Origin of the sequence: Cryobacterium cryoconiti, from assembly GCF_004403065.1 — a bacterium.
Taxonomy (GTDB): domain Bacteria; phylum Actinomycetota; class Actinomycetes; order Actinomycetales; family Microbacteriaceae; genus Cryobacterium; species Cryobacterium cryoconiti.
The window spans coordinates 72,677-85,830 of record NZ_SOHA01000017.1; the positions used below are offsets into that span (position 1 = coordinate 72,677).

The 13,154-nt window shown below is 69.6% G+C and carries 12 protein-coding genes; 7 read left to right on the forward strand and 5 right to left on the reverse strand.

The window, feature by feature from the left end:
- Window positions 1-24: 24 nt before the first annotated feature.
- The gene (locus E3T49_RS06705; protein ID WP_134424188.1) at window positions 25-1,245 is read right to left on the reverse strand and encodes a trans-sulfuration enzyme family protein; all 1,221 of its coding nucleotides are present in this window, start codon (window positions 1,243-1,245) and stop codon (window positions 25-27) included.
- Window positions 1,246-1,278: 33 nt separating this feature from the next.
- Here E3T49_RS06705 and E3T49_RS06710 point away from each other — a divergent pair, with 33 nt between their 5' ends.
- The 5 genes from E3T49_RS06710 to E3T49_RS06730 all read left to right on the forward strand — a co-directional run bounded on the left by E3T49_RS06710 (window position 1,279) and on the right by E3T49_RS06730 (window position 6,889).
- Complete coding sequence (locus tag E3T49_RS06710) at window positions 1,279-1,851, forward strand: GNAT family N-acetyltransferase (protein WP_134424189.1); 573 nt, start codon at window positions 1,279-1,281, stop codon at window positions 1,849-1,851.
- Between the two features lie 75 nt (window positions 1,852-1,926).
- Complete coding sequence (locus E3T49_RS06715) at window positions 1,927-3,258, forward strand: M20/M25/M40 family metallo-hydrolase (protein WP_134424190.1); 1,332 nt, start codon at window positions 1,927-1,929, stop codon at window positions 3,256-3,258.
- A gap of 13 nt (window positions 3,259-3,271) precedes the next feature.
- The gene (locus E3T49_RS06720; RefSeq protein WP_198414228.1) at window positions 3,272-3,733 is read left to right on the forward strand and encodes a DUF1294 domain-containing protein; all 462 of its coding nucleotides are present in this window, start codon (window positions 3,272-3,274) and stop codon (window positions 3,731-3,733) included.
- An 83-nt stretch (window positions 3,734-3,816) separates the two neighbouring features.
- Window positions 3,817-4,410 carry a DinB family protein gene (locus tag E3T49_RS06725; RefSeq protein WP_134424191.1) on the forward strand — a complete coding sequence of 198 codons (594 nt, stop codon included), beginning with the start codon at window positions 3,817-3,819 and terminating at the stop codon, window positions 4,408-4,410.
- Between the two features lie 127 nt (window positions 4,411-4,537).
- Window positions 4,538-6,889: an arylsulfatase gene (locus E3T49_RS06730; RefSeq protein WP_134424192.1), complete on the forward strand. Its 2,352-nt coding sequence runs from the start codon at window positions 4,538-4,540 to the stop codon at window positions 6,887-6,889.
- Window positions 6,890-6,893: 4 nt separating this feature from the next.
- On the opposite strand, the gene E3T49_RS06735 is transcribed toward E3T49_RS06730, so the two are convergent.
- Window positions 6,894-7,616, reverse strand: coding sequence for an AAA family ATPase (locus E3T49_RS06735; protein ID WP_134424193.1), 723 nt, complete (start codon window positions 7,614-7,616; stop codon window positions 6,894-6,896).
- A 150-nt stretch (window positions 7,617-7,766) separates the two neighbouring features.
- Here E3T49_RS06735 and E3T49_RS06740 point away from each other — a divergent pair, with 150 nt between their 5' ends.
- A complete protein-coding gene (locus tag E3T49_RS06740) occupies window positions 7,767-8,207 on the forward strand; it encodes a ribosomal maturation YjgA family protein (protein WP_134424194.1) in 441 nt (146 codons plus the stop codon).
- Window positions 8,208-8,213: 6 nt separating this feature from the next.
- On the opposite strand, the gene E3T49_RS06745 is transcribed toward E3T49_RS06740, so the two are convergent.
- Entirely contained in the window at window positions 8,214-8,558 is a 345-nt protein-coding gene (locus E3T49_RS06745) for an iron chaperone (RefSeq protein ID WP_134424195.1), read from the reverse strand.
- Window positions 8,559-8,965: 407 nt separating this feature from the next.
- Between E3T49_RS06745 and E3T49_RS06750 the strand changes: the two genes are divergently transcribed.
- Window positions 8,966-9,679, forward strand: coding sequence for an alpha/beta fold hydrolase (locus E3T49_RS06750; RefSeq protein WP_134424196.1), 714 nt, complete (start codon window positions 8,966-8,968; stop codon window positions 9,677-9,679).
- Window positions 9,680-9,765: 86 nt separating this feature from the next.
- Here the strand turns inward: E3T49_RS06750 and E3T49_RS06755 are convergent, their stop codons facing one another.
- Both E3T49_RS06755 and E3T49_RS06760 read right to left on the reverse strand, forming a co-directional pair.
- Complete coding sequence (locus tag E3T49_RS06755; RefSeq protein WP_134424248.1) at window positions 9,766-10,917, reverse strand: ROK family transcriptional regulator; 1,152 nt, start codon at window positions 10,915-10,917, stop codon at window positions 9,766-9,768.
- Between the two features lie 35 nt (window positions 10,918-10,952).
- Window positions 10,953-13,088 carry an alpha-galactosidase gene (locus E3T49_RS06760; RefSeq protein ID WP_241972690.1) on the reverse strand — a complete coding sequence of 712 codons (2,136 nt, stop codon included), beginning with the start codon at window positions 13,086-13,088 and terminating at the stop codon, window positions 10,953-10,955.
- Window positions 13,089-13,154 lie beyond the last annotated feature (66 nt).

Below are 13,154 nucleotides of genomic sequence, written 5' to 3' on the forward strand. Positions count from 1 at the left end.
TCTGCACCCACCCATGCTGTCTGTTCACGGGAAGGTGGCGTCGAGGGCGGCCGCAAGGTCGGCCACCAGGTCGTCGGCGTCCTCCAGCCCCACCGACAGCCGCAGGTGGCCCAGCTCGCGGAACTCCGCCGGGTAGGCCGCCACGCGGGGCCCTGACCCGTCGACGTGCACGATCAGGGACTCGTCGTGGCCGAGCGACACGGCCGAGGTGATCACGCGCAGGTTCGCCACGAACCGGTTCTGGGTGTCCGGGTCACCGGTCACGGCGAAGGCCATCATGCCGCCGAACCCGTGCGGGAACTGGCGCCGGGCGAGGTCGTGCTGCGGATGCGCCGCCAACCCCGGGTAGGCCACGTACGCGACCCGGGGGTCGCCGTCGAGGAACTCCGCCACCGTCTGGGCGGAGGTGCAGTGCTGCCGGAGGCGCAGCGGCAGGGTCACCGATCCGCGCATGATCAGCCAGGCGTTGAACGGGCTGATCACGCCGCCCACATCCACCATGGCGTCGAGTTTGATCCGCCGGATCAGGTCCGCGCTGCCGATGACCGCCCCGCCCATGGCGTCGCCGTGCCCGTTGATGTACTTGGTCAGCGAGTGCACCACCAGGTCGGCGCCGTGGGCGAGCGGGCGGAACAGCGGCGGCGGGGTGAAGGTGTTGTCGATCGAGAGCAGGGCGCCGACGCGGTGCGCGATGGCGGCGACCGCCGCGACATCCGTCACCCGCGTCGTCGGATTCGCGACCGACTCGATGTGGATCAGGCGGGTCTCCGGGCGCAGGGCCGCGCGCACCGCGCCGAGGTCGGTCGTGTCGACGAAGGTGGCCTGGATGCCGTACTTCTCCGGCAGCAGCTCGGCGAACAGGCGATGCACGGCCTCGTAGGTGACGTCGGCCACGATCACGTGGTCGCCCGTCTTCAACAGGGAGAAGAACACGGCGTGCAGGGCGGCCACACCGCTGGCCAGCGCCACGGCGTCTTCACCGCCCTCGAGAACCGCGAGCTTCCGCTGCAGGCCGAGCTGATTGGTGCCGCTGTTGCGGGTGTAGAGCCCCGCGGCCGTGCCCGACCAGCTGAGGGTGGACGGGTCCTCCGGCAGGGCGTAGGAGTTCGCCATCACGATCGGGGTGCGCAGCGCCCCCGTACCGGCGTCGACCTCGTTGCCGGCGTGCACGGCCTGGGTCGCGAAGGCGAGGCTGGCGGGGGTGTGCTTGTCCGGCCGGTTCGGCGGGCTGGGCTGCTTCGTCATGCCTCCAACCTAAGTGGTCACTAGTCTGGACGCATGCCGCTCGAGATCCGCACCGATCGCCTCCTGCTGCGCCGCTGGCGCGAGTCGGACCTGGCGCCGTTCGCTGCGATGGGGGAGGACTCGGAGGTGATGCGGTACTTCCCGGCGCTGTTGACCCGCACCGAGAGCGATGCGCTCGCCGCGCGCGCCGACGCGCTGTTCGACACGCACGGCTACGGGCTCTGGGCGCTGGAAAAACGTTCGACGGGCGACTTCCTCGGCTTCACCGGGCTGGCACCCCTGCCGGCGTTCATCCCCGGTCCCGGCGGGATCGAGGTCGGCTGGCGGCTGGCCCGCGCGTTCTGGGGTCAGGGCTACGCCACCGAAGCGGCCCGGGCGGCCCTCGGTTTCGCCTTCGGCCGGCTCGAGCTCGAACAGGTGCACGCGATCACGGCCGTCATCAACGAACCCTCGCGGGCCGTGATGGAACGACTCCGGATGACCGCGATGGCCGAGTTCCAGCATCCGAAGATTCCCGTCGGCTCACCGCTGCGGGTGCACATCCGGTACTCCATCTCGCGTGTCGCCGCTGCCGCGGCGTCCGCCGCGGCCGACCTCACCCGGTAGAGTTCAGGCACTTCCGAAAGGACCGGCCGCCACCATGGAACCCTCTGTCGCCCACCCTCGTCGCCGAGCGCGCGCATGAGCGACTACGACGCCCTGACCCGCCAGACGGTAGACCTGCTGCGTGACCTCATCCGTAACGCCTGCGTCAACGACGGTACCCCCGATTCGGGCGGTGAGATCCGCAGCGTGCGCACCCTGGAAGGGTTCTTCGCCGGGTCGGGGCTCGACCTCGAGGTCGTCGAACCGCATCCGGGGCGCGCCTCCCTGATCGCGCGCATCCGGGGCACCGACCCCACGGCGCCCACCCTTGCGCTGGTCGGCCACCTCGACGTGGTGCCGGTGGACGACGGCGGGTGGACCCGCGACCCGTTCGCCGCCGAGATCGTCGCCGGCGAGATCTGGGGACGCGGCGCGCTGGACATGCTCTACCTGACCGCCAGCTACGCCGTCGTCACCCGGGCCATCGCGACCGGATCGTTCCGGCCGCGCGGCGACCTCGTCTTCGCGGCCGTCGCCGACGAGGAGGACGGCAGCCGGCTCGGTGTGGAGTGGCTGACCGAGAACCGCCTCGACCTGATCGACGCCGACTACGTGCTCACCGAGTCCGGCGGAGCCATGGTCGGGCCGCGCCCGCTGATCTCCACGGCCGTCGGCGAGAAGGGCATCGCCGGGCGGCGGCTGGTCGTGCGCGGAACCCCCGGGCACGGGTCGGCGCCCTGGGGTGCCCGCAACGCGGCCGTGATCGCGGCGGATGCCGTGACCCGCCTGGCCCGCTTCCGTGCCCCGGTGCAGATCACCTCCGACTGGCGGCGGTACGTGCACGCCCTCGAACTGCAACCCGCCCTGGCAGAGCGGCTGCTCGACCCGCACCGGATCGACGACGCCCTGATCGAGCTCGGCAGCCTGGCCGGTTTCGCGCACGCCTCCACCCACACCACCTTCTCGCCCAACATCGTGCGGGCCGGCGTGAAGGACAACGTGATCCCGGCGCTCGCAACCATCACACTCGACATCCGGGTGCTGCCCGACCTGGCGGCCACCGACGTCGACGCCTACCTGCGGGAGGCGCTCGGCGATCTGGCCGACGACGTGGAGATCGAGGGCGACGATTTCGCCGCCGCCACCCGGTCCGCGGTCGACACGCCCCTGTTCCACTCGCTCGGCAAGGCTGTGCGCCGGGCCTACCCCGACGCCGACCTGCTCCCGGTGCTCAGCGTCGGCGGTTCCGACGCCCGGTTCTACCGCCGCCGCGGCATCCCCGCCTACGGGTTCGCGCTGCTCAGCCGGCACTGGGACTACGGCACCTTCCGCCAGCTCTTCCACGGCAACGACGAGCGCATCGACATCGGCTCGATCGCCCTGACGGTCGCCGCCCTCGACACCGTCGTGCGCGACTTCCTCGACTGAGCCGCCGCAACCCATGAAACAGACCACGCCTCGGCGCCGGGCCAAGCCGGCACGGCAGACGCGACCCCGACGTCAGGTCGGCACGCGACGACGGATGCCCGCCCACGCCGGTACCGGAGCCGCCGCCTACCTCGCCGTCGTCGCCTTCGCGGCGGCCTACCTCGTCATCGACGCCTACCGGCCGATCTCGATCTGGGTGGCCGCGTATTACCTGGCTCTCAGTGTGGCCTGCTTCGTCGTCTATGCCGTGGACAAGTCCGCCGCCGTGGCCTCGCGCTGGCGGGTGCCGGAGAACACTCTGCTGCTGCTCGGGCTCGCCGGCGGCTGGCCGGGGGCGATCGTGGCGCAGCAGGTGCTGCGGCACAAGACGAAGAAGGTCACGTTCCGCTCCGCCTTCTGGGGCACCGTGGGGTTGAACCTGGCGGCCTTCGTCGTGGTCTTCTCGCCGCTCCTGCCGGGCATGCTGGTCGGCTGAAGCGACCGGAGCCGACCGGAGCCGACCGGAGCCGACCTGAGCCGATCCGACCGGAGCCGACGCGGCGAGTGCCAAGCTGGGGCATGACCGATGCGAATGCGAAGGCGGACCTCCAGCGCTATCTCCAGGGCGGACGGGAGGCCCTGCTGTGGAAACTCGACGGGCTGTCCGAGTACGACGTGCGTCGCCCCGTGGTGCGCACCGGCACGAATCTGCTCGGCCTGGTCAAGCACCTGGCCGGGGTCGAAGTCGGCTATTTCGGAGAGACGTTCGGCCGTCCGTTCGCGGAATCCCTGCCGTGGATGGACGAGGACGGCGAACCCAACGCGGACATGTGGGCCACTCTCGACGAGTCTCGCACGCAGATCGTCGACCTCTACCGACGGGTCTGGGCGCACTCGGACGCCACCATCAAGGCACTGGATCTGGACGCCATCGGGCACGTGGCCTGGTGGCCGGAGGATCGGAGCCAGGTCACGCTGCAGCGGGTCCTCGTGCATCTGGTATCCGAGACCCACCGTCATGCGGGGCATGCCGACCTCGTGCGGGAACTCATCGACGGGGCCGCCGGTCACAGGCCCGACAACGACAACATGGCCCCCGGGGATCTGTCCTGGTGGGATGCCTATCGGGCCCGATTGGAGGCGACGGCACGCGAAGCCGGCGCCGGAGGCTGAGCCGCGGCAACCGGGCGGCGCGGGTTCGGCGCTGCCCGCGCACTTGACAGTCCAACCCTGCGTGCAACTCTCGAAGGTGCAGAAGGCCGGCGCCCCTGCCTGGTCTCAGGCGACCTGGAGGTTTGTGATGGGAATTGTGGAATACGAGCCGGGAACCCCGTTTCCCGGTGAGATCGGGCGCACCACCGACGAGTCGAGTCCGGCCTGGCCGGCACCGATCCGGGCGAAGAAGGATGCCCCCAACGTGTTGACCATCGTGCTCGACGACACCGGCTTCGGCCAACTCGGCTGTTACGGCGGACCGATCGCCACGCCGAATTTCGACGCGCTCGCGGTCAACGGCGTGCGCTACAACAACATGCACACGACGGCGCTGTGCTCGCCCAGCCGCTCGTGCATCGTGACCGGGCGCAACCACCACAGCAACGGCATGGCGGCGATCACCGAGCTGGCTTCCGGCTATCCCGGCTACAACGGGGTCATCCCGTTCGAGAACGGCTTTCTCTCGGAGATGCTGCTCGAGCAGGGTTACAACACGTTCATGGTGGGCAAGTGGCATCTGACCCCGAGCAATCAGGAGACCGCCGCCGGCCCGTATACGCGGTGGCCGCTGGCCCGCGGGTTCGAGCGGTTCTACGGCTTCCTCGGCGGTGACACCAGCCAGTGGTATCCGGACCTGGTCTACGACAACCACCAGGTCGACCCGCCGAAGACCCCGGAGGAGGGCTACCACCTCACCGACGACCTGATCGACAAGTCGATGCAGTTCATCACCGACGCCAGGCAGGTCGACCCGGAGAAACCCTTCCACCTGCACCTCTGCTTCGGTGCGACGCACGCCCCGCATCACGTGCCGAGGGAATGGGCCGATAAATACGCCGGCCAGTTCGACGACGGCTGGGACGCCTACCGTGAGAAGACGTTCGCCCGCCAGAAGAAGCTGGGCATCATTCCTCCCGACACGGAGCTCTCCCGCCACGACCCGGATGTTCCGGAGTGGGACTCCCTGCCCGAACCGGCACGCAGGCTCGCAAGCCGAATGATGGAGGTGTACGCAGGGTTCCTGGAGCACACCGACCACCACCTCGGCCGGCTCCTCGACTACCTGCGCGGCGAGGGACTGCTGGAGAACACCATCGTGATGGTCATCTCCGACAACGGTGCCAGTGCCGAGGGCGGCCCGACCGGCACCACCAACGAGGCCCAGTTCTTCAACAACGCCCAGGAGCCCCTGGAGGAGAGCCTGGCGCTGATCGACGAGATCGGCGGTCCGGCACATTTCAACCACTACCCGTGGGGCTGGTCCTGGGCCGGCAACACGCCGTTCCGTCGCTGGAAGCGGGAGACGTATCGCGGCGGCTCCACCGATCCGTTCATCGTCTCCTGGCCGGCCGGGATCACTGCGCGAGGTGAGGTGCGCACCCAGTACGCGCACATCATCGACATGGTGCCCACCCTGCTCGACCTGCTCGAGGTGAAGCCGCCCGCCGCGATTCGGGGCGTCACCCAGTCACCGCTGCAGGGGGTGAGCTTCGCCGACACCCTCAACGACCCGGCGGCGCCGACCCGGCATCACACCCAGTATTTCGAGATGCTCGGCCACCGCGCGATCTACCACGACGGATGGCGCGCCGTCTGCCCCTGGCCCGGCCCGTCGTTCACGGAGGCCGGCATGCCCTTCGGCCAGCCGATCTCCGCGGAGAAGCTGTCCGAACTCGACGCCACCGGCTGGGAGCTCTACCGGGTGGCGAGTGACCCGGCGGAGAACCACAACCTCGCGGGGGAACGCCGGGACATCCTGATCGCCATGATCGCGACCTGGTACGTCGAAGCCGGCAAATACGGGGTCATGCCCGTCGACGGCAGTGGGCTGGCCCGCATGGTGGTGGAGAAGCCACTGGTCTCCGTGCCGCGCGACCGGTACTCGTACCGGCCTGACACCCAGTCGGTCCCGTTCTTCGCGGGCCCCCGGGTACTCAACCGTCCGCACAGCATCACGGCGGCGGTCGAGATCCCCGAAAGGGGAGCCGAAGGCGTGCTGCTGTGCCAGGGCTCGGCGGCGGGAGGCTATTCTCTCTTCGTCAAGGACGGCAAGCTGCACTACGTGCACAACTATGTGGGCCGGGCGCTGTATACCGTCTCCTCCCCGGAGATCCTTCCGACGGGGACGCACGACCTCCGCTTCGAGTTCGAGCCGACGGGTCCGCCCGACCTGAAGGCGGGAAAGGGCACACCAGGCCGGATGCAGCTCTACGTGGATGGTGCGCTCGTCGCCGATGCCGAGGCGCCGGTCACGGTCCCGTTCGCGCTGAACCCGGGCGTCCTGACCTGCGGCGCCAACCCCGGCTCGCCGGTGACGCCGGAGTACACGAGCCCGTTCCGGTTCACCGGCACGATCCGAGAGGTGACCGTGGACGTCAGCGGTGAACTCCTCTCCGACCCGGAGGCCGAGCTGCGGGCTCATATGGCGCGGCAATAAGGGGTCAGAGGAGGTGCCGGAGGTAGCGCTCCGGCTCCTCCAGGAACGAGCGCCAGTCCCGCACGAGGTCGAGGTCGTCCCAGGCGCAGGGGCGGTACCCCCACGGCCCGACCTCATAGATGACGGCGCCCGGGAGGGACGCCAGGATCGGGGAGTGCGTCGACAGGATGACCTGGGAGCCTCCGGCGTCCAGGATGTCCTGCAGGTTGCGCAGCAGGGCGAGCGAGCCGGTGAACGAGAGGGCCGACTCCGGTTCGTCGAGAATCCACAGGCCCGGGTAGCGGGACCTGGCTGCGACGAGGTCGAGGAAGGATTCGCCGTGCGATCGCTCGTGGAACACCGGTTCGCTGCCGCCGGGGTTGTCCTCGAGGTAGGTGAAGAATCCGTGCATCGTCTCGGCGCGCAGGAAGAAGCCCCCGCGGCCGGCCCCGAGACCCCGGCTCAGCCGCAAATGGTCGGCGAGGGCTGATTCACTCCGGCGGGTGGTGTGCCGGGAGCCGGTCGATCCACCCTCCGGGCCCATGCCGTAGGCACCCGCGATGGCCTCGACGAGGGTGGACTTGCCGGCACCGTTCTCACCGACGAAGACGGTCACCGGGCCCAGTTCGAGGCCGCTGTCGAGGAGCTGACCGATCGGGGCGAGGGTGGCGGGCCAGGTGTCGCGGGCCAGCACGGGGGCGTCGGGATCCTCGCCCACGGAACGAAGCGGGCGCTCGTTTCTGGGCATGCGATCATTCTGCCTGACTCGTTGCCTGACCCGCATGGCCGTCGAGGTGTCCGCCTGCCCGGCGTCCCGCCCGGATTGGGGCGCGGTGGGCTGGTGTGGAACTCTGGTCGTACGGTTATCGCATGTCGGAGGACGGAAACGGGGAGACGCATGAGCGAGCGACGCAGAGGTGCGTCCGGGGCGCCGGCCGCGCAACGGCTACGGACCGTGATCGCCGTCGTCGGGGCTGCCGTCGTGGTCGTCGGACTGGTCGTGCACGCATCCGTGGCCGGCGTGGCCGGTGATGTCGGCGGCGGTGCGCTCTACGCAGTGCTGGTCTATCTGGGGGTGCTGTTCGTCGCCCCGCGGGTGCGCGCGCTTCGCGCCGCGGCGATGGCCTTCGGCCTGTGTGCGCTGATCGAGTTCGCGCAGTTGAGCGGTGTGCCGGCCGCGCTCGCCGCGTGGTTCCCGCCGATCCGACTCGTGCTGGGCACCACCTTCGTCGCCACCGACCTGGTGGCCTACCTCGCGGGAGTGATCGTGGTCGCGGCGGCGGATGCTGTCGCCTGCCGGCGGCGGAGAGCAGCGGCGGTGAGCAGCGGCATCCGGTGAGCTGGGCTAGCCGGTGATTTCCGCCAGGCGTGCGGCCACGATCTGCTCGAGCACGTCGTCAGGCACCGGGTGGTCGGTCGTGAAGCGGATGGTGCCCTTCGACAGGGAGAAGCCTCCGAGGTGAGCGCGCACCGCATCGACCGCCGCGGGTGAGAACGGGAAGACCGACAGATGCTCTGCGCTGGCGGACACGCCGAGAAGCGGGCTGCCGTTCACCTTCAGGGTGGGGAGTCCGTAGCTGACACCGTCGACGGCGTCGGGTGCGAGCCGCCGGGCGATATCGATGACGTGCTGGAGCGCGTCGCGCTCAGGCTGGGGGACGGCGGCCAGGGACTCCTCAATGGAATTCATGACCCAGAGTGTTGCACGGCTACCGGTTCGGCTGAATCGGGCACTCGTGCCGCCCGCTCCACGGTCGGTGTTTCACGGCCCGCCACGGGCATCCGTCGTCACGCTATTGCGGAGTTTTTCGGGACGCACCGGTTCTCGTGGCTACCTGACCGGCGTGTTGCGAAAATCTCCGAAGTTAGCGAGGGGGCGGCAACGGATGCCCGGGGCCAACACCTCCGCACGTCGGCGGGGCGGGGTCTCGACGAGCTCGACCACCGGCGGGGCGGGGTCTCGACGAGCTCGACCACCGGCGGGGCGGGGTCTCGACGAGCTCGACCACCGGCGGGGCGGGGTCTCGACGAGCTCGACCGTCGGCGGGGCGGGGTCTCGACGAGCTCGACCACCGGCGGTCGGCCTATGCTCCCGGCATGGACATCATTCTGGTTCCCGGGTTCTGGTTGGATTCCACCTCCTGGTCACAGGTCACCCCTCCGCTGGTCGCGGCCGGGCATCGCGTGCATCCGCTCACCCTGCCCGGTCTGGAGGCCGTCGACGCGTCTCGGGCCGGTATCGGGCTGCGGCAGCACATCGACGCGGTCGTGGCCGCGATCGACGCCCTCGACCCGCTCGACGGACCCGTCGTCCTGGTCGGCCATTCCGGCGGCGGAGCCATCATCCACGGTGCCGTCGACGCGCGTCCGGAGCGGGTGCAGCGCGCCGTCTACGTCGACAGCGGTCCGCTCGGAGAGGGCGGGGTCATCAACGACGAGCTTCCGGTCGACGGCGACGATGTGCCGTTGCCGCCCTGGGACGTGTTCGATGAGCCCGATCTCGTGGATCTGGACGACGACCTGCGGGCCGCGTTCCGCGCCCGCGCGGTGCCGCAGCCGCGTCGGGTGGCCAGCGACCGCCAGCAGCTGCACGATGAGCGTCGCTACGACGTCCCGGCCACGGTCATCGCGTGCGAGTTCTCCTCGGCCATGCTCGCCGAGTTGATCGCGGCAGGGCATCCCTACGTGGCGGAGCTCGCTCGCATCCGTGACGTCGAATATGTGGACCTGCCCACCGGGCACTGGCCGCAGTTCACGCGACCGGCCGAACTCGGCGCCGCCATCCTGGCCGCAGTCGACCGCGCGGCCTGAGGGAGAGGCTCCGCAACCGACGAGGGCGGCGGGAGAGAGCTAGGCGCACGGTTGCAGACTATGTGCCTGCAGACCTCGGGTCTGGCTCACGCGGTCATGGCGAGGGTGTCCAGGGTGCGCTGGATGGCGACGGCGGCGGCGCCGCGCGCCCAGGACGGGAAGCCCTCCTCGTCGAGCCGGAGGTCGATGGCATCGGCTTCCGGGTCGCGGTCGGCGCGGATCGCCGCCCACATCTCCTCCTCGACGATGGGGAGCATCGCCAGACCCTCGCCGGCCAGCACCAGATGCTGCACCAGGGCCAGGTTGGTGACCGCGGCGATGAAGTGCCCGAGCGCCCGGCCGGCGGCCTGCAGAACGGGCAGGGCGACGGGGTGGTCGTCTCGAGCCAGCTGGAGGACCTCTGCGAAGGTCACGGATGCGCCGATTCCCACCTCGACCTGCGACCGGATGCTGGGGATGGTGAGCATCGCCGTCGAACAGCCACGGTGGCCGAGAAAGCACAGCGGCCCGGTGGGGTCGAGCGGGAAGTGGAAGCCTCGTCCGAAGCCGCGGTCGGTGGTGCTGACCACGTTGTCGTACATGACGAGGCTGTAGCCGACTCCGGCGCCGATGGTGATCACAGCGAAGCTCGAGAGCCCTCTGGCCCGGCCGAACCAGTGCTCGGCGGCGGCCAGGGCCACCAGGTCGTTCTCGACCGTGACCGGGATTCCGAGTCTCTCCTCCACCGCGTCCGCCAGCGGCACCGAATTCCAGCCCAGATAAGAGCTGCGGTCGACAACGCGCTGATTCGAGACGGCACCTCCCACGCTGATGCCGACGGTGCAGAACGGCTGTTCGTTCGACAGCTCGTGAACCAGTTCGACGATCACGTCGACGACCGTGGAGACGTCGTGATCCGGCAACGGCCTCTCGGCCCGCCGCCCCACCGTGGCTTTGAGGTCTGTCGTGACGGCGACCGCCGCGTCACCGGTCAGTTTGATCCCGATGAACTGACGCGCATCCGCCCTGACGTCGAGCGGTTTCGCCGGCCGCCCCATCGCCCCGTCGGGCTGCTCGGTGACCTCGACCAGGAGGCCGCTGTCGAGGAGCGGCCTGACCAGCCGGGTCAGCGTCGCCAGGGACAGACCCAGTCGCTGCGACAGGTCGCTGCGCAGGATGGGACCGTTGATGAGCACCTCACGGGCAAGCTCGCTCGAGGGTGCGCGAAACCGGGGTTCGACAGCCTCGAGTAGAACCATTGTCGTCATGCTCCAGTCAGATCGGGTGCGCCTGGTTACAGACGTTCGAGTTCGATCAGGATAGCGCTCTCGGGGTAGAGGATCGGCGGGCGGAGGCCGACGAGCGCCAGCGCGAGGCCGCTGGCCTCGATGTCGGCCGTCGTCCAGGGCGGCGTCTGCGCCTGCGTCGTTCCCGCGGTTCCGGCAGGTTCCACGAGGCGAATCCGGTAGTGCGCGTCCGGGTCGAGACCCGGCAGGAGGAAGCGTGCGGGGTGGCTGCCGCCGGCGGGTGTGAGTTGCACGTAGGCGAAGAGCGCTTCGGAGCAGTCGTGGGCGACCACGCCGTGCACGAAGGATGCGTCGTCGGGCTGTGCCACCCGCACCACCCGGCCGGAGTGGAGCAGTCCCCGCTTCCGCTTGTAGTAGGAGGCCCATTCGCGCAGCGCCAGCCGTTCCGCATCCGTGGTCTCGGTGACGTCCCATTCGATTCCCGCGTGGCCGAACAGGGCGGTGATCGCCCGGAACGCCAGACTATGCACCCGCCCGGTCGTGTGCGAGTGGGTAGGGCCGATGTGGGAGCCCAGCATTTCGGGCGGGATGGCGAACTGGGTGTAGCGCTGGATGTACTGGCGTTCGAGGGCGTCGTTGCAGTCGGAGGTCCAGAACCGGTCGGCATGGGCGGCCATCCCGAGATCCACCCGGCCGCCGCCCGACGAGCACGACTCGATCTCCAGGCCGGGGTGGCGCCGCTTGAGTTCGTCGAACAACCGGTAGACGGCATCCGTCTGGCGACGCACGCCGGCGCCGCCGAGGTGGGCGGCCTCGGTGAGCACGCGGTTGTGGTCCCATTTGATGTACGACACGTCGTATTCGGTGAGGATCGCGTCGACCTGGCCCAGAACGTGCGCATAGGCTCCGGGGTGCCCGAGGTCGAGCACCTGCTGGTGCCGGGACTCCGGGGGAATGCGGCCGCCGGCCTGGAAAATCCATTCCGGATGCGTGCGGTACAGGTCGGAGTCGACGTTGACCATCTCGCCTTCGAACCAGAGCCCGAACTGCATGCCGGCGGCGTGCACCCGGTCGATCAGGGGACCGAGGCCGTCGGGCCAGACGGCCGCGTCGACGACCCAGTCGCCGAGTCCGGCGAAATCGTTGCGGCGGCCGAGGAACCAGCCGTCGTCGAGCACGAAGCGCTCGACGCCGATCTCGCCCGCGACGTCGGCGAGTTCACCGAGCTTGACCAGGTCGTGATCGAAGTAGACGGCCTCCCACACGTTCAGTGTGAGCGGTCGGGGCGAGGACGGGTGCTCCGGCCGGGCTCGCAGCCACCGGTACAGTTTGTCGGTCATGCCGTCGATGCCGGTGGCGGAGAAGGTGGCCGCGACGGTGGGCGCCGTGTAGGTCGCGCCGGGCGGGAGAACGGCTTCGCCGGGCAGCAGGAGTTCCCCGGCACCGATGGAGGTCTGCCCGGAGGCGAGTCGCTCGACCTGGTGCCGGGTGTTGCCGCTCCAGAGCAGGCCTGTGCTCCAGACCGAGCCGTTCTGATAGTCGGCTTCGGCTGACAGGGCGAGCTGCACGACGGTGTAGTCGTGGCTCGATCGGCCTTCGCGCACCTCGCGGGACCAGGTGCCGACCTGGATGGGGCGACGCTGGGGTTGGCGTTCCTTGAGCCACCGGCCGGTGAAGTCCATCGTCTCCACGGCGTGGTCGGGCAGGGGGAGCCAGGTGGTCAGTTCGTTCAGGTCGAAGGAGCCCGGACCCGTGTTCGTCAGGGTCTGGGAAATGAGCACGACGCCCGACGGCGTCATCTCGAACGAAACGGACACGCTGAGGCCGGCGGCCCGGTCGACGGAGTCGACCACCAGGGAGGTGCTGGTGGCGTCGACGTTGGTGACGGTGAACAGCTGGGACCAGTCCTGGCTGTCCCGGTGGCCGAGGACGGCCGGGCGGCCGAGGAATCCGCGGGCATTCTCACGCCAGATTCCGGGGACCTCCGGATCGTCGACGTTCGATTGGGGAACGCCGTCCTGCATCAGCAGGGTGAGGTCTTCGGTTCGTGTGGCCGGGCCGAGATCCTGGCCCCAGTAGACGACGGCCGGTGTGCCCGATGACACGTCCACCTGGAATGAGACTCCGTTGGCGGCGAGTTCGAGCAGGGAGTCGTTCTGGAGCAGGACTGCTGGCTGAGGCACGATTCGTTCCGATGTTTGTGGTGTGCGGGTGTGGTGCGGTCGGGTGGTGCGCCGGTCGGTGGGGCT